This is a genomic window from Saccharothrix coeruleofusca, assembly GCF_017876325.1.
In the GTDB taxonomy this organism is placed as follows: domain Bacteria; phylum Actinomycetota; class Actinomycetes; order Mycobacteriales; family Pseudonocardiaceae; genus Actinosynnema; species Actinosynnema coeruleofuscum.
Genome location: NZ_JAGINV010000001.1, coordinates 1,402,801 through 1,418,199, shown reverse-complemented (window position 1 = coordinate 1,418,199; position 15,399 = coordinate 1,402,801). Strand labels below are relative to the sequence as shown.

The following is a 15,399-nucleotide window of genomic DNA, read 5'->3' as shown; positions in this document are numbered from 1 at the left end:
GGGTCAGCCCTCCCGTCGGGTGCGCGGGTCGAGCGCGAGGTAGGCCAGGTCGGCCAGGAAGTTGGCCAGCAGCACGGACAGCGTGATGACCAGGAAGATGCCCTGCATCAGCGGGTAGTCCTGGGCGCCCACCGCCTGGAACAGCAGCAGGCCCAGTCCGGGGTAGGAGAACACGATCTCCACCAGCAGCGTGCCGCCGACGATGAAGCCCAGCGACAGCGCGAAGCCCGACACGTTGGGCAGCAGCGCGTTGCGCGCGGCGTAGCCCACCATCACCCGGCGCTCGGGCAGGCCCTTGGCGTGCGCCACGGTCACGTAGTCCTCGGAGGCGACCGTGACCATCATGTTGCGCATGCTCAGCACCCAGCCCGCCATGGACGAGATCAGGATCGTCGCGGCGGGCAGGATGCCGTGCTGCACGACGCTGCCGATGAACTCCAGGTCGAAACCGGGCACCAGGCTCGTGTCGTAGGCCCCGGTGGCGGGGAAGAAGCTGTCCGGTCCGGTCAGCAGGGCGATGGCGAGCAGGCCCAGCCAGAAGTACGGGATCGACGACAGGAACGTGGTCACCGGGATCAGCAGGTCGGCCAGCGACCCGCGCCGCCAGCCGATGAGCGTGCCCGCCGCGGTGCCCAGCAGGAAGCCCAGGACGGTGGTGAAGCCGACCAGGCCGACCGTCCACGGCAGGCCGTCGCCGATCACCTCCGCCACCGGGGTGGGGAAGAAGGTGAACGACATGCCCAGGTCGCCGCGGGCGAGCTGGCCGAGGTAGCGGAAGTACTGCTCCACCACGCTCTCGTCCTTGTCCAGCCCGAACAGCACGTACAGCGACTGCACCGCGTCGGTGGTCATCTGCCCGCGCGCCCTGGTGATCAGCGCCTGCACCGGGTCGCCGGGCATCAGGCGCGGGATGAAGAAGTTGATCGTGATCGCGGCCCAGGCGGTGAACAGGTAGAACGCGATCCGCTTGAGCAGGTAGCTCATCCCGCCGCTCCCTCGCCGTACAGCCAGCACGCGGCGAAGTGACCGGGGCCGTCGTCGAGCGGGAACGGCGGGGGCACCTCGGTGCGGCAGATGTCCATCGCGAACGGGCAGCGCGGGTTGAAGCGGCAGCCCCGCGGCGGGTCGATCAGGCTCGGCGGCTCGCCCGAACCGCCGTCCTTGTCCTCGGCGGCGGGCCGGTCCGGGTCGGGCGCGGAGTCGATCAGCAGCTGGGTGTACGGGTGCGCGGGGTGCTGGGTGACGGTTTCGCTGTCGCCGCCCTCCACCACGCGCCCGGCGTACATCACGAACGTCTCGTCGGCGAAGTAGCGCGCCGAGGCGATGTCGTGGGTGATGTAGAGGATCGCCAGGCGGAGCCGGTCCTTGAGGTCCCGCAGCAGGTTCAGCACGCCGAGCCGGATCGACACGTCGAGCATCGACACCGGTTCGTCGGCCAGCAGCACCTCGGGGTCCGCGCCCAGCGCCCGCGCGATCGCCACGCGCTGTCGCTGGCCGCCGGACAGCTCGTGCGGGAACTTGTCGAGGTAGCGCTCGGGCGGGCTGAGCTGCACCCTGGTCAGCAGGTCGGTCAGCGCCTGCTCCGAGTCCTGCGCGGTTTTGCCCGCGCGGCCGTGGATCTTCAGCGCCCTGGTCAGGTGGTAGCGCACGGTGTGCACCGGGTTCAGCGAGGCGAACGGGTCCTGGAAGATCATCTGGACCCGCTTGCTGTAGGCGCGGAAGGCCCTGCCGCGCTTGACGGCGACCTCCTCGCCGCCCAGCCGGAGGGTGCCCGAGGTCTGCGGGTGCAGCTGCGCCAGCAGCCTCGCCACGGTGGACTTGCCCGAGCCGGACTCGCCCACCAGCGCGGTGACCCGACCCCGGCGCAGCACGAGGTCCACGTCGTCGACGGCGTGCACGCCGCGCGTGCCCCTCGACAGCAGCTCGCGCCCGCGCTTGCGGATCGGGAAGTGCTTGGTCAGGCCGTCGGCCTCCAGGACCACTTCGGTGGTCCCGGAGGCCGCCGGTGCGGTGCTGTGCGTCATGCGGCCGGCTTCAGGCGCATGACGACGTCGAGGGCGTTCTCCAGCGTGGGCTGGACCGGCCCGTAGGGGTTGCTGTCGTCCGGCCAGCCGACCCAGTTCTTGGTGCTGTACTGGCCGCCGCCGTTGGCCGCGGAGGTGATCACGACCGGCATGTCCTTCACGTGCAGCCGCTGGAGCACGTGCAGCGCCTCGGTGCGGGTGGCCTCGTCGGCCGCGTTGGCGTAGTCCTGCAACGCCTTGGTGGCCTCGGCGCTCTCGTAGCGGCCGTAGTTGCCGTTGATGCCGCCCTGGCCGATCGGCTTGTAGAGCGCACCGTCCATGATGGACTGGTAGATGTCGTACATGGTGGGGCCGTTGTTGGTCCAGTGCATGGCGGCCTGGAAGTCGCCGGTGTCCAGCGCCTTGGTCCAGGAGTCGGCGTTCTGCAGGTCGACCGTGGCCTCGATGCCGATCTTGGACACGTTGTCCTTGATGATCTCCAGGTCGGTGACGTAGTCCGACCAGCCCGAAGGCACGGTCATCTTCAGCGTGACCGGCGCGCCCGAGGGGTCCTTGAGCTTGTCGCCGTCGAAGGTGAAGCCGTTGTCGGTCAACTCCTTCTTGGCTGCGTCGACGTCGACGGTGACGACCTTGTCCTTGAACTCCGGCGCGATGAACGACTCACCGGCAGGGGTGGGGATGCCGGTGATGTTGTCCACCTTGGGGTAGAAGTACCCGGCCTCGCCCTGCATGAAGATGTCGTCGCGGTTGACCACCAGGTTGACCGCGCGGCGCAGGGCCGGGTTGTCCCACGGCTTGCTCTTGGTGTTGAACCACAAGCCGTGCACGCCCAGCACCGGCGGGAACCACAGCTTGTAGTGCTGCGGGTCCTTGCTGGTGTAGACCGCCTGGTAGTTGGGGATGAACACGAAGCTCCACTCGCTGGCGCCGGTGGCCAGCGCGGTGGTCTGCGCGTTGTTGTCCGCGTAGGAGGTGTAGCGGACTTCCTTGACCTGGGGCTTGTCCTGCCAGTACGTGTCGCGGGCGGTGAGCGTCACCGTCTGCGGGGTGAAGGACTTGAGCGTGAACGGCCCGCTGCCCACGGGCTCCTTCACGGTCTCGGTGCTGGGGTTGCCGTAGGTGGACCAGATGTGCTTCGGCACCACGAACTGCTCGAAGATCTTCTTCTGGTTGACGAACTGCGGCCGGGGGAACGCGACGGTGACCTGGTTGCCCGACGCGGTGGTCTCGCCGTAGGGCACGCCCTCGATGTTCAGGCCGGGGTTGTTCTTCAGCAGCTCGAAGGTGAACGCCACGTCCTCTCCGGTCAGCGGCTTGCCGTCGGACCAGGTGACGCCGTCGCGGATGGTCAGCGCGAGCTTGGTGTAGTTGTCCGACCACTCCCACCCGGTGGCCAGCCACGGCTTGAACGGCTCGGTGACCTTGACCTCGTTGACCATGGCCAGCGGCTCGAAGATCAGCCTGCGGTAGCCCAGCGAGGAGGCGGCCGAGGAGTTGAGGAACGGGTTGTTGTTCTCGGTCTGCGGACCGTTGGGCATGCCCACGTTCAGCACGCCGTTCGCGCCCGAGCCGCTGCCCTGGTTGCTCGTCGAGCAGGCGGCCAGTGCGGTGAACGCCAGGGTGGCCGCGACGGCGAGGGCGGATGTTCGCCTGAGTCGCATGGATTCTCCTCGGGGGACGGGTTCTGCGAGCGCAAGTGGGGCGGACCGCGCGTGCCATCGCGGGTGGGACGTGGCCGACGTCCTCGGTGCCGCAGACTCAACCCCGGTGAGCCAGGTCACGTCAATAACGAACAAGTTACAAACTTAGGCTAATTTTAAGTCGAAAAGTAAGTGCCGGTCATGCTGTGGCCATGCCGCCCAAGCGCACCACCGTCCGTGACCTGCGTCGACAGAACCGCTCCGCGCTGCTGTCCACCCTCTACTTCGACGGGCCGCTGAGCAGGCACGAACTGGGCGCGGCGACCGGCCTGAGCGCGGCGACGGTGAGCAACGTGGTCGGCGAACTGGTCGAGGAGGAGCTGGTCGTCGAGGCCGGGTCGGTGGACTCCGACGGCGGCAGGCCCAGGGTGCTGCTGCGGGTGAACCCCTCGTACGGCCACGTCGTCGGCGTCGACATCGGGGAGACCGGGGTCAAGGTCGAGCTGTTCGACCTGGTGATGACCAAGCTGGCCGCCGTCGAGCGCCCGCTGCCGCCGCTGGCCCCGCCCGCGGTGGGACGGGTGGTGTCGTCCTGCCTGCTGGAGGTGCTCGACCGCGCGGGGATCGCCGAGGACCGCGTGCTCGGGGTCGGCATCGGCGTGCCGGGCACGGTGGAGCAGGGCCCGAGCCCGCTGGTGCACGCGCAGAGCATCGGGTGGGACCGCGTTCCGCTGGTGGAACTGGTGCGCTCGGGCGGGACGTCGCTGCCGCTGTTCGTGGAGAACGGGGCCAAGACGCAGGGGCAGGCCGAGATGTGGTTCGGCGCCGGGCGGGGCGCGCGGCACGTGGTGGTGGCGCTGATCGGCTCCGGGGTGGGGGCGGCCGTGGTGGCCGACGGCGAGGTGTACCGGGGAACGACGAGCAGCGCGGGCGAGTGGGGCCACACCACGATCGTCTACGGCGGCAGGCGGTGCCGGTGCGGCGCTCGGGGGTGCCTGGAGGCTTACGTGGGCGCGGAGGCGATCCTGGCCCGGTACCGGGCCGTCCGGGGGCGGGCGCCCGACGGCCGGTCCGGGGTGGACGAGCTGATCGCCGAGGCCGAGCGCTCGCGGGAGGCCGCGGCGGTGCTGGAGGAGACGGCGGGGTTGCTGGGGGCGGGGATCGCCAACCTGGTGAACCTGTTCAACCCGGAGCGGATCGTGCTCGGCGGGTGGGCCGGGTTGGCGCTGGGCGCGCGGTACCTGCCGCGGATCGTCGCGGCGACCGAGGAGCACGCGCTGCGGCACCCCTACGGGCAGCTCTCGATCGAGTTGGGCAGGCTGGGCCCGGACGCGGTGGCCGTGGGAGCGGCGACCCTGCCGGTGGCGGCGCTGCTGGACCGCGCCACCGACCCGCGCGAGGGCCGCCCCACCGGCTCCGAGGCGGCGCGAATCCTCTCGGAGAGCGCTCTCCCGCATGGCAGAATGGGCGCATGAGCAGACCGACGCCGGGCACGCCCACGCTGGAGGACGTCGCCCGTGTCGCCGGTGTCTCCCGCGCGACGGTCTCGCGGGTGGTCAACGGAACCCGCAACGTGGACCGGCGCATCCAGGAAGCCGTGCGCAAGGCCATCGCCAAGACCGGCTACGCGCCCAACCGGGCGGCCCGGTCGCTGGTCACCCGGCGCACCGGCACCATCGCGCTGGTGGTCTCCGGGGCCGGGGAGTCCGGCGAGGCCGAGGAGGCGTTCGCCGCGCGGGTGTTCGCCGACCCGTTCTTCGGCCGGGTGGCGGGCGGCGTCGTGGGGTTCCTGCGCACCCGCGGCGTGCACCCGGTGCTGATGTTCGCCGAGACCGAGCGGGCCCGCGCGGAGGTGGTGGGCTTCCTGCGCCAGGGCAGCGCGGACGGCGCGCTGCTGGTGTCCACGCACGCCGAGGACCCGCTGCCCGCGCGGCTGGTCGAGGCCGGGGTGCCCGCGGTGCTGTTCGCCCGGCCCGCGCGGCCGCTCCCGATCAGCTTCGTCGACCTGGACCACGAGGCCGCCGCCCGACTGGCCGCCGACCACCTGGTCGCCAGGGGCTGCGCGCGGGTGGCCACCATCTCCGGGCCGCTGGACGTGCCCGCGGGCCGGGACCGGCTGAGCGGGTTCCGCGACGCGATGGCCCGGCACGGCCGCGCGTACGTGCCCAGCGCCGAGGGCGGGTTCACCGCGGACAGCGGCGCGGCGGCGATGGCCCGACTGCTGGCCGAGCACCCCGACCTGGACGGGGTGTTCGCCGCCAACGACCTCATGGCGCAGGGGGCGCTGGAGGTGCTGCGCGAGCACGGCAGGCGGGTGCCGCAGGACGTGGCGGTGGTCGGGTTCGACGACAGCAGCCCGGCGCTGCTGTGCCGCCCCCGGCTGACCACCGTGCGCCAACCGGTGGAGGACATGGCCGCCGAGATGGCGCGACTGCTGCTGGACCGGGTGGAGCGGCCCGGCTCGCCCCCGACCTCGGTCGTCTTCGACCCGGTGCTGGTGCGGCGCGAGTCGGCCTGACCGCGCGTTGACGTTCGCGCGACCCCGGCGTTACGCTCCGAGAGAGCGCTCTCCCAGCCTCCGGTGCCACGGGGGCACGTCCACGGGTCTTCGCCCCCTCCCGTCAGGTAGGACCATGAGCTCTCCCCGCACGCGTTCACGGGTGCTGGCGTTCGCGACCGCCTTGGGCGTCGCCGCGGTGCTCAGCCCCTCCTCCCCCACCGCCCAGGCCGCCGAGTGCGGCACCACCAACGTCGCGCTGAACCGGCCCGCCACCGCCTCGTCCACCGAGAACGGCGCAACCCCCGCCTCCGCCGCCGTCGACGGCGACACCGGCACCCGATGGTCCAGCGCGTTCAGCGACCCGCAGTGGCTGCAGGTGGACCTCGGCTCCGCGCAGCGGGTCTGCCGCGTGTCGCTGAACTGGGAGGCCGCCTACGGTTCGGCCTTCCAGATCCAGTTGTCCGACAACGGGTCCACGTGGACGACCGCCTACTCCACCACGACCGGGACCGGCGGCGCGCAGGCGCTGCCCGTGGCCGGTTCCGGCCGCTACGTCCGCGTGCACGGCACGACGCGGGCGACCGGCTACGGGTACTCGCTGTGGGAACTGGGCGTCAACACTGAGACGACCGGGACGCCCGCGGTTCCGCCCACCGACCCGCGCAACCCCGACTTCGGACCCAACGTCCTGGTCTACGGACCGGAGTCGTCCCAGGCGGACATGCAGAACCGGCTCAACGCCATCTCGAACCAGATGTGGACCAACCAGTTCGGCCCCGAGCGCTACGCGGTGCTGTTCAAGCCCGGCTCGTACGACGCCGACGTGAATCTGCGCTTCTACACCCAGGTCGCCGGTCTGGGCCTGCACCCGGACGACGTCGACATCAACGGCCACGTGCGCGTGGAGGCCGACTGGCTCCAGCAGGGCGACGACCCGAACAACAAGGGCAACGCCACGCAGAACTTCTGGCGCGCGGCGGAGAACATGTCCGTGACGCTGCCCCCCGGCCAGATCGAGCGCTGGGCCGTCTCGCAGGCCGCCGCGTACCGCCGGATGCACCTGCGCGGCCAGGTGCAGCTGTGGAACGGCGGCGACGGCTGGGCCAGCGGCGGCCTGATCGTGGACAGCAGGATCGACGGCGTCACGGTCTCCGGTTCGCAGCAGCAGTTCCTGACCCGCAACAGCGACCTCGCGGGCGGCTGGAACGGCTCGGTGTGGAACATGGTGTTCGTCGGCTCGCCGGGCTCACCCGCGCAGCACTTCCCCAACCCCTCGCACACCGTCGTCGACACCACCCCGGTGGTGCGCGAGAAACCGTTCCTGCACTTCGAGAACGGCGAGTACAAGGTGTTCGTCCCGGCGCTGCGGCACAACTCCCGCGGCACCAGCTGGGGCAGCGGCACCCCGGCGGGCCGGTCGATCTCGCTGGCCGAGTTCTTCATCGTCAAGCCGGGCACCCCGGTGGCCACCACCAACGCCGCGCTGGCGCAGGGCAAGCACCTGCTGCTGACCCCCGGCGTGCACCGCCTCGACGACACCATCACCGTCACCCGGCCCGACACCGTCGTGCTGGGCCTGGGCCTGGCGACGCTGTCGCCTGACACCGGCAGGCCCGCGATGACCGTGTCCGATGTGGACGGTGTGAAGCTGGCCGGATTCCTGGTCGACGCGGGCGTGGTCAACTCGCCGGTGCTGCTGCGGATCGGCCAGCCGGGCTCCTCGGCAGACCACTCCGCCAACCCGACCTCGCTGCACGACGTGTACCTGCGCGTCGGCGGGTCGCAGGCGGGCAAGGCCACGGTGAGCCTGGAGGTCAACAGCGCCAACACCATCATCGACCACACCTGGGTGTGGCGGGCCGACCACGGCGCGGGCGTCGGCTGGGACGTCAACACCGGGCGCAACGGCGTGGTGGTCAACGGCGCCAACGTCACCGCGTACGGGTTGTTCGTCGAGCACTACCAGCAGCACAACGTGGTGTGGAACGGCAACGGCGGCCGGACGTACTTCTTCCAGAACGAACTGCCCTACGACCCGCCGAACCAGGCGGCGTGGATGAACGGCTCGTCGCCGGGCTGGGCGGGCTACAAGGTCGCCGACCACGTCACCTCGCACGAGGCGTGGGGTGTGGGCGTGTACTGCTTCAACAACGCCAACCCCGCCGTGGTGACCGCCAACGGCTTCGAGGCGCCGCGCACGCCCGGTGTGCGGTTCCACGACTTGGTGACGGTGTCGCTGGGCGGCGTCGGCACGATCAACAACGTGATCAACGGCGTCGGTGGCGTGGCGAACACCGCCACCCAGGTCCGGTACCTGGTCGACTATCCGTGAGCCGAGGGGCCTGCCGCGGCGCACGGCAGGCCCCTCGCCCTCACTCGGCGACGCAGAGCAGGTGGCCCTCCGGGTCGGCGAGCACCACCCACTTCCCCGCACCGGGCTGGAAGTCGGGCTTCGTCGCGCCGAGGGCCACCAGCCGTTCGACCGCCTGGTCCACGTCGCCCACGGTGAAGTCCAGGTGCGCGTGCTTGCGGTCGTCGGGCCACCCCGGCCCCGCGTACCCGGCGACCCGCTGGAAGCCGATCTTCACCGGCCCGTCGCCGACGACGGCGAAGTCCTCGTCGCTGTAGCCGACCTCCCACCCGGTGGCGCGGCTGTAGAACCCCGCCAGCGCAGTCGGGTCGGCGCAGTCCAGGACGATCGTCGCGAGTTGCATGTGATCCCTCCTCGGTGTGTCGGCGGTCAGCCTCGCCGACACCGGCGCACGAGGTATTGAACATTCTTGTCCTCCCCCGGCGTACCTTGGCCACCGTGCGCGACGCGACCGATGTGGTCCACTGCGAGGACTTCACCGTCAGCGCGGTCACCTGCCGCGACGACCACGCGGGCTGGTCGGCGGCGGAACCCGCGGGCGAGCACCGGATCGTCCTGGTGCGGCGCGGGCGGTTCCGCCGGTGGACCCGCGACGGCGTGGCCGACCTGGACCCGACGAGGGCCTACCTCGACGTGCCCGATGAGGAGGCGCGCTTCGCCCACCCAGCGGGCGGTGACGTGTGCACGGCGGTGCGGGTGCGGCCGTCGCTGTGGCTCTCCGCGGCGGGTGAGGTCCGGCTGTCGCGGTCGACGCTGCACCTGGACGCCCGCTTGGACCTGGCGCACCGCAGGCTGCTGCGCGCGGAGGACCCGTTCGCCGCAGGCGAGGTGCTGGTGGACCTGCTGGCGCGGGCGGTGGCCCAGGTCGCGGTCGGTGCCACGCCGACGGGTCCAGCCGACCGCGCGGCGGTGGACGCGGCCCGCGCGGCGGTGCTGGTCGAGCACCCGGACTCGGCGGGGCTGGTCCCGCTGGCGCGGTTGGTCGGTGTGTCGCCGCACCGCTTGAGCCGGGCGTTCAGCCGCGAGGTGGGGATGTCGCTGACCCGGTTCCGCAACCGGGTCCGGGTGGGGCGGGCGCTGGACCGGCTGGAGGCCGGTGAGCGCGACCTGGCCGGGTTGGCCGCGGACCTCGGCTTCGCCGACCAGGCGCACCTGACCCGCACCGTCCGCGCGCACGTCGGCTGGACCCCAGCCGCCCTGCGCGCCGCCCTCGCCCCGAGCACCACCGGGACGGTCCCGCCGGGCGCGCGGCGGGCCGGGTGGTAGTTATCGGCCCGTCGCGGCGGGTCGGGTGGTACTTGCCGGTGGGGTGAGGGCGGCGGCGATCCACTCGTCGCTCGGGCCCGCGCCCAGCACGTCCCACTGCGCCGTCCCGTTGATGGTGTCCATCAGCGTCAGGAAGCGGTCGAACAGGTCGGTGTACTCGGCCACGGCGCGTTCGACGTGCCGCTCGACGGCGCCGGTGGGGTCGGGCTCGGCCATGGAGCGCCTCAGCTCGGCGATCTCGTGCTCGCCCAGCGGCCTGCCGGTGGCTTCGGCGGTGAGCCCGGCGAGCGAGTCCACGAGGCGTTCGGCGATCTCCCTGGCTCGCGGCGAGTCCGGGGACAGTCCGGACAGCTCGGCCGTGCGGGCCTCCACCTCGGCCCGCCGGTGCTCCTCGATCCGCGCCAGCATCGCGGGCGTGGCCAGGTCGACCGGCATGGGGGTGCCGAAGCCCTTGTGGAGGAACTGCCGGACCTCGCGGCGGAACGCGCCGTCGCGCACCAGCTCGGCCAGCTCGATCCAGGCTTGCAGCTGTTCGGTGGTGGGCTCCTCGGGCAGGTCGGGGCGCAGCTGGTGCAGCTGCTCGACCAGGTACGGCGGGATGGTCAGGCCGTCGGTGACCTCGTCCCAGAACTCGCCGATGAGCCGGGCGCGGTCGTCGTCGGACATCGAGACGAGGTTGTGCATGAGTGCCACCTGCTCGGGTTCGGTGTGCTGGTTGACGATGGTGCGCAGGACCGCCCGCCTGGCGCTCAGGTCGCGCAGCTGGCGCTCGACCAGCGCGAGGTGGGTCGCGGCCAGCTGGCGCAGGGTCGTCCCCTCCGCCAGCAGCTCGCGGATGTCGTCCAGGCTCGCGCCCAGTTCGCGCAGGGTGCGGACGAGCTCCAGCCTGGCGATGGCGTCGACGTCGTAGAGTCGGTGACCCGCCCGGGTGTGACTGGTGGGGGCGATGACGCCTTCGTCGGCGTAGAACCTGATGGCGCTCACGCTGAGCCCGGTGCGGCGCGCCACGTCCCCTATCGGGTACAGGTGGTTGTCGTCCATGGCCGCCACCCTGCTACCTCAAGCGGGTTGAGGTGCAACTCCTCCCGACGGACATTTCCGCATCGGTCGATGCGGAAGGGGTAGTCTGCGGGGGTGGGGACCGGACAGCGCCGCCCGACCGGCCGACCGCGGGGATTCGACGCCGACGAGGCCCTGGAGCGCGCCCTGCTGGTCTTCTGGGAGCGGGGCTACGAGGGCGCCAGCCTGGCCACCCTGACCGAGGCGATGGGCATCTCCACCACCAGCATGTACGCGGCCTTCGGCAACAAGGAGGAGTTGTTCCGCAAGGCCCTGGAGCGCTACAGCGAGGGTCCCAGCGCGTATCTGGCCCGCGCCCTGGAGGAGCCCACCGCTCTTCGCGTCGCCACCGCGATCGTCGCGGGCGCCATCCGGACCACGACCCGCCCGACGGGCCCCAACGGCTGCCTGGGCGTCCAGGGCGCCTTGGCCACCGGCGACTCCGGCCGCGCGGCCCGCGACCTGCTCATCACTTGGCGCGGCAACGACTACTCCCGCATCCGGGATCGGTTCCAGCGCGCCGTCGACGACGGCGACCTGCCCGAGGGAGCCGATCCGGCACTGCTGGCCCGCTACGTCACCACCCTGACCTACGGCATCGCCGTGCAAGCCGCCAGCGGCGTGCACCGCGACGAGCTCCAGGAGATGGCCGATGCCGCCCTGCGCGGCTGGCCGCTCCGCTGAGCACGACGCGCCCTTCACCCCTCCATTTTTGTACCGATCGATGCAGAACGTGCTACAGTCGATTCCGCATCGATCGATGCGGAAGTCGGCCCAGGCCAGCCCGCGTGGAACTGCCCTGGGCGATCACCGCGAGCGACCGCTGCGGTGCGACTGCCACGCGGAAGGGGACCTCCGATGTCCGACAGCGCTCTGCGCGAGTTCTACCTTCGCTACATCCAGCAGCTCAACGCCCACCAGTTCGACCGGATGGACGAGTTCATCAGCGAGCGGACCACCTTGAACGGTGAGCCCGCCACCCTGGACGACCTCATCGCCGTGCAGAAAGCCGACGTGGACGCGGTGCCGGACCTGCACTGGGAACTCGAGGAACTGCTCTTCGACGGTGACCGCCTGGCCGCACGCCTGGTCAACACGGGCACCCCGGTCAAGCGGTGGCTGGGTGTGGCGCCCACCGGCGCCTCGTTCGAGATCACCGAGTACGCCATCTACCAGGTCCGCGACGGGCGCTTCGTGCACATGACAGCCCTGCACGACGCGGGCGAGCTGCGCAGGCAGCTCTCAGCGGCCACCCGATCCCGAGGAGAAGCATGACCATCACACTGATCACCGGGGCCAACAAGGGCATCGGTTTCGAGACTGCCAAACAGCTGCTGGTCCTGGGGCACGTCGTCTACATCGGCGCGCGTGACGCCCGGCGGGGCGAGGAAGCCGCGGCGGCGCTCGGCGCGCGGTTCGTCCAGCTCGACGTGACCGACGACGCCTCGGTGAGCAGCGCGCTGGGGACGATCGGTTCGGCCGAGGGGCGGCTGGACGTCCTGGTGCACAACGCGGGCGTGCTCGGCGACGACGGCATGGACGGTCCCACGGCGCTGCGGGTCTTCGACACCAACGCGGTCGGCATCGTGCGCGTCACCGAGGCGGCGCTCCCCCTGCTGCGCAAGTCGGCCAACCCCACCGTGGTCACCGTCTCCAGCAGCGCCGGATCGTTCTGGGCGGTGACCAACCCCGACCGGCCCGAGTTCCACCTGCCCCTCGCGCTCTACTCCGCGTCCAAGGCGGCGGCCACCATGCTGACGGTCCAGTACGCCAAGTCGCAGCCGGGCATCAAGTTCAACGCGCTCGAACCCGGCACCACGGCCACCGACATGACCGCGGCCTTCGGGATCGGCCGCTCCCCGGAGGAGAGCGCCAGAGCCGTCGTGCGCCTGGCGACCCTCGACGCGGACGGCCCGACGGGGACCTTCCAGGACGAGAACGGGGAGCTGCCCTGGTAGATCCCCGTTCGGAAAGCGGTTACACGGACGCGGTCGCGCGGCGGGGCGCTCGGTAGGCCCACTGCCACAGCGCCTCCAGCGGTCCACGCGGGAAGCGGCGCATCCACCACGACGCGCCCGCCAGCAGCAGCGCCGAGATCACCAGCCACACCGCCGCGGTGAACCACACCCCCAGGTGGCCGAACCGGTCGGCCAGGCCCAGCCCCCACTGGTAGCACAGCACCGACGCCAGCAGGTTCTGCGCCACGTAGCAGCTCAGCGCCGAGCGACCGACCGCCGTCACACCGCGCCGCAGCACACCCGCCTCGGCGCGCATCCGGTGCACCAGCGCGGTGATCAGCCCCAGCAGGCCGAACGCCACCAGCGGCGCGCTGAGGTACCGGTCGACCAGGAACCACCCGTTCCCGGCCAGCGCCGTGGCGAGGTTCAGCGGCACGCCGACCCCCAAGCCCCACAGCATCAGCCGCCGCCGCACGCGCAGCCCCCGCGCGGTGTCCTCCAGCGCACCGGCGCGGAACAACCGCGCGCCCGCGAGGAAGAGCGCCGCGGTCAGCGGCAGCACCAGCACCGCCTCCGCCCGGTACAGCCCCCAGAACTCCAGTCGCGTTTGGACTTGCGCGGGCCAGCTCGCCGTGTCGGGGGACGTCTCCGTGCCGGTGAGCGACGCGCCCGCCGACAGCATCGCCGCGGTCAGCAGGCCGATCACCGCCGAGTGCAGCGCGACCAGCGCGACCGTCCACCCGCGCACCACCCGGTCACCGCGCCCGACCAGGAACGCGACCAGCACCGAGACCGCGGCGTAGGACATCAGCACGTCGAACTCGAACACCAGCACGTAGTGCAGCGCGCCTTCCAGCAGCAGCAGCGCCGACCGCCACAGGTACCAGCCCGGCCACCGCTCCCCCCTGCGCACCGCCGAGCGGTGCTGCACCGCGAGGCCGATGCCGAACATGATCGACAGCAGGCCGAGGAACTTGCCGTTGCTGACCGTGCGCAGCAGCAGTTCCCCGATGCCGTCCGCCCCGTCGAGGAACCCGGCGGGCCCCCTGGGATCGGTGAAGATCCAGACGTTGGTACCCAGCGTGCCCAGGATGGCTACGCCGCGCAGCACGTCCAGGGCTGTGATCCGACCGCTCATCCGTCCCCCCTCCGCAAGTCGTCACGGCGAAGGTAGGCGGCGGTCGTGGCGGAGGTCGTCGGCCGATCGTGCCGTCAGCGGTCGCACCTTCGTAGGACCCGCACGAAGGCCCACCACGTGCGGTGAAGAAGTCGCCACGCAGACGTAACAACGCGCACGTCGCGCGCAACATCCGGTTCATAGCTTCGCTATTCCACCACCTGCCGAAAGGAGCCGCTGGTGCGATTAGGAAACCTTCACCGCGCTCTGCTCGCCCTCCTGCTGCCCGCCCTGGTGGCGACCGGGTGCGTGAGCGAGCCGGGAGCCGGGTCGACCGACGGCGCGTCCGGGGACGAGATCAGGGTCGGCGTGCTGCACTCGCTCAGCGGCACCATGGCGATCAGCGAGGTCACCGTGCGCGACGCGGAACTGCTGGCCGTCGAGGAGCTCAACGCGGCGGGCGGGGTGCTGGGCAAGAAGCTGGTCCCCGTGGTCGAGGACGGCGCGTCGGACTGGCCGACCTTCGCCGAGAAGGCCCAGAAGCTGATCTCCCAGGACCGGGTCGCCGCGGTCTTCGGCGGGTGGACCTCGGCCAGCCGCAAGGCGATGCTGCCGGTGTTCGAGCGCAACAAGGCGCTGCTGTGGTACCCGGTGCAGTACGAGGGGCTGGAGAGCTCGCCCTACATCTTCTACACCGGCGCGACCACCAACCAGCAGATCGTGCCCGCGCTGGACTACCTGGCCTCCCAGGGCAAGAGGCGGATGTTCCTGGTGGGCAGCGACTACGTCTTCCCGCGCACCGCCAACAAGATCATCAAGGCGTACGCGGCGGCCAAGGGCGTCGAGGTGCTCGGCGAGGAGTACACCCCGCTGGGGCACACGGAGTACAGCACGCTGGTCAACAAGATCTCCGACGCCCGGCCGGACGCGGTGTTCAACACCCTCAACGGCGACAGCAACGTCGCGTTCTTCAAGCAGCTGCGCGGTTCCGGCATCACCGCCGGGACCACGCCGGTGGTGTCGGTGAGCGTGGCGGAGGAGGAGGTCAGGGGGATCGGCCCGGAGAACATCGCGGGCCACCTGGTGGCCTGGAACTACTACCAGACCACCCGGACGCCCGCCAACGAGTCGTTCGTCAAGGCGTTCAAGGCCAAGTACGGCGCGGACAAGGTGACCTCCGACCCCATGGAGGCGGGCTACAACGCGGTGAAGCTGTGGGCCGAGGCGGTGAAGAAGGCGGGCACCGCGGAGGTGGAGGCGGTCAGGCAGGCGTCCGGCGGCATCGCGCTGGACGCGCCCGAGGGCCGGACCACCATCCACGGCGACAACCAGCACGTGGCCAAGACCGCGCGCATCGGCGTGGTGCAACCGGACGGGCAGATCCGGGAGGTGTGGGCGTCCGACGGGCCGATCGAGCCCGACCCCTACCTCAAGGGCTACGACTGGGCCTCGGGGCTGAGCTGA

Annotated in this window: 14 protein-coding genes; 8 read left to right on the top strand and 6 right to left on the bottom strand. The window is 71.3% G+C overall.

All coding sequences use genetic code 11. The annotated features are described in order from the left end of the window. Window positions 1-3: 3 nt before the first annotated feature. The 3 genes from JOF41_RS06715 to JOF41_RS06705 are packed head-to-tail and all read right to left on the bottom strand — an operon-like array spanning window position 4 to window position 3,685. Window positions 4-984, bottom strand: coding sequence for an ABC transporter permease (locus JOF41_RS06715; RefSeq protein ID WP_209617103.1), 981 nt, complete (start codon window positions 982-984; stop codon window positions 4-6). After that, complete coding sequence (locus JOF41_RS06710) at window positions 981-2,024, bottom strand: ABC transporter ATP-binding protein (protein ID WP_209617100.1); 1,044 nt, start codon at window positions 2,022-2,024, stop codon at window positions 981-983. Before JOF41_RS06710 ends, JOF41_RS06715 begins: the two co-directional genes overlap by 4 nt. Further along, complete coding sequence (locus tag JOF41_RS06705) at window positions 2,021-3,685, bottom strand: ABC transporter substrate-binding protein (protein ID WP_209617097.1); 1,665 nt, start codon at window positions 3,683-3,685, stop codon at window positions 2,021-2,023. The genes JOF41_RS06710 and JOF41_RS06705 overlap by 4 nt, the downstream gene beginning before the upstream one ends. Before the next feature lie 191 nt (window positions 3,686-3,876). Between JOF41_RS06705 and JOF41_RS06700 the strand changes: the two genes are divergently transcribed. The 3 genes from JOF41_RS06700 to JOF41_RS06690 all read left to right on the top strand — a co-directional run bounded on the left by JOF41_RS06700 (window position 3,877) and on the right by JOF41_RS06690 (window position 8,496). Beyond that, window positions 3,877-5,139, top strand: a complete 1,263-nt coding sequence (locus JOF41_RS06700; protein ID WP_209617095.1) for an ROK family protein — start codon at window positions 3,877-3,879, stop codon at window positions 5,137-5,139. Continuing rightward, window positions 5,136-6,182, top strand: coding sequence for a LacI family DNA-binding transcriptional regulator (locus JOF41_RS06695; RefSeq protein WP_189225783.1), 1,047 nt, complete (start codon window positions 5,136-5,138; stop codon window positions 6,180-6,182). Before JOF41_RS06700 ends, JOF41_RS06695 begins: the two co-directional genes overlap by 4 nt. Window positions 6,183-6,297: 115 nt before the next feature. Continuing rightward, complete coding sequence (locus tag JOF41_RS06690) at window positions 6,298-8,496, top strand: discoidin domain-containing protein (RefSeq protein WP_209617093.1); 2,199 nt, start codon at window positions 6,298-6,300, stop codon at window positions 8,494-8,496. A gap of 40 nt (window positions 8,497-8,536) precedes the next feature. On the opposite strand, the gene JOF41_RS06685 is transcribed toward JOF41_RS06690, so the two are convergent. Then, the gene (locus tag JOF41_RS06685) at window positions 8,537-8,878 is read right to left on the bottom strand and encodes a VOC family protein (protein WP_209617091.1); all 342 of its coding nucleotides are present in this window, start codon (window positions 8,876-8,878) and stop codon (window positions 8,537-8,539) included. A 95-nt stretch (window positions 8,879-8,973) separates the two neighbouring features. Between JOF41_RS06685 and JOF41_RS06680 the strand changes: the two genes are divergently transcribed. Further along, window positions 8,974-9,801 (top strand): helix-turn-helix domain-containing protein, encoded by an 828-nt coding sequence (locus JOF41_RS06680; protein ID WP_307867272.1) that lies wholly within the window; start codon window positions 8,974-8,976, stop codon window positions 9,799-9,801. Here JOF41_RS06680 and JOF41_RS06675 read toward each other — a convergent pair whose 3' ends face one another. Further along, window positions 9,802-10,842: a MerR family transcriptional regulator gene (locus JOF41_RS06675; RefSeq protein WP_209617089.1), complete on the bottom strand. Its 1,041-nt coding sequence runs from the start codon at window positions 10,840-10,842 to the stop codon at window positions 9,802-9,804. A gap of 93 nt (window positions 10,843-10,935) precedes the next feature. On the opposite strand from JOF41_RS06675, the gene JOF41_RS06670 reads away from it, so the two are divergent. The 3 genes from JOF41_RS06670 (at window position 10,936) to JOF41_RS06660 (ending at window position 12,818) form a co-directional block, all read left to right on the top strand. Further along, window positions 10,936-11,544 carry a TetR/AcrR family transcriptional regulator gene (locus JOF41_RS06670; RefSeq protein WP_209617087.1) on the top strand — a complete coding sequence of 203 codons (609 nt, stop codon included), beginning with the start codon at window positions 10,936-10,938 and terminating at the stop codon, window positions 11,542-11,544. A gap of 174 nt (window positions 11,545-11,718) precedes the next feature. Continuing rightward, window positions 11,719-12,135 carry an ester cyclase gene (locus JOF41_RS06665; protein ID WP_189225778.1) on the top strand — a complete coding sequence of 139 codons (417 nt, stop codon included), beginning with the start codon at window positions 11,719-11,721 and terminating at the stop codon, window positions 12,133-12,135. Next, the gene (locus tag JOF41_RS06660; protein ID WP_209617085.1) at window positions 12,132-12,818 is read left to right on the top strand and encodes an SDR family NAD(P)-dependent oxidoreductase; all 687 of its coding nucleotides are present in this window, start codon (window positions 12,132-12,134) and stop codon (window positions 12,816-12,818) included. The genes JOF41_RS06665 and JOF41_RS06660 overlap by 4 nt, the downstream gene beginning before the upstream one ends. A 19-nt stretch (window positions 12,819-12,837) precedes the next feature. Here the strand turns inward: JOF41_RS06660 and JOF41_RS06655 are convergent, their stop codons facing one another. Next, a complete protein-coding gene (locus JOF41_RS06655) occupies window positions 12,838-13,956 on the bottom strand; it encodes a DUF418 domain-containing protein (protein ID WP_209617083.1) in 1,119 nt (372 codons plus the stop codon). A 219-nt stretch (window positions 13,957-14,175) separates the two neighbouring features. On the opposite strand from JOF41_RS06655, the gene urtA reads away from it, so the two are divergent. Next, window positions 14,176-15,399 carry an urea ABC transporter substrate-binding protein gene (gene urtA, locus JOF41_RS06650; protein WP_209617079.1) on the top strand — a complete coding sequence of 408 codons (1,224 nt, stop codon included), beginning with the start codon at window positions 14,176-14,178 and terminating at the stop codon, window positions 15,397-15,399.

Bases quoted from the DNA above. Each gene is read 5' to 3' on its own strand.
- JOF41_RS06675 (WP_209617089.1), bottom strand. From the start codon at position 10,842: ATGGACGACAACCACCTGTACCCGATAGGGGACGTGGCGCGCCGCACC.
- JOF41_RS06685 (WP_209617091.1), bottom strand. From the start codon at position 8,878: ATGCAACTCGCGACGATCGTCCTGGACTGCGCCGACCCGACTGCGCTG.
- JOF41_RS06660 (WP_209617085.1), top strand. From the start codon at position 12,132: ATGACCATCACACTGATCACCGGGGCCAACAAGGGCATCGGTTTCGAG.
- JOF41_RS06695 (WP_189225783.1), top strand. From the start codon at position 5,136: ATGAGCAGACCGACGCCGGGCACGCCCACGCTGGAGGACGTCGCCCGT.
- JOF41_RS06700 (WP_209617095.1), top strand. From the start codon at position 3,877: ATGCCGCCCAAGCGCACCACCGTCCGTGACCTGCGTCGACAGAACCGC.
- JOF41_RS06705 (WP_209617097.1), bottom strand. From the start codon at position 3,685: ATGCGACTCAGGCGAACATCCGCCCTCGCCGTCGCGGCCACCCTGGCG.
- JOF41_RS06665 (WP_189225778.1), top strand. From the start codon at position 11,719: ATGTCCGACAGCGCTCTGCGCGAGTTCTACCTTCGCTACATCCAGCAG.
- JOF41_RS06715 (WP_209617103.1), bottom strand. From the start codon at position 984: ATGAGCTACCTGCTCAAGCGGATCGCGTTCTACCTGTTCACCGCCTGG.
- JOF41_RS06690 (WP_209617093.1), top strand. From the start codon at position 6,298: ATGAGCTCTCCCCGCACGCGTTCACGGGTGCTGGCGTTCGCGACCGCC.
- JOF41_RS06710 (WP_209617100.1), bottom strand. From the start codon at position 2,024: ATGACGCACAGCACCGCACCGGCGGCCTCCGGGACCACCGAAGTGGTC.
- JOF41_RS06655 (WP_209617083.1), bottom strand. From the start codon at position 13,956: ATGAGCGGTCGGATCACAGCCCTGGACGTGCTGCGCGGCGTAGCCATC.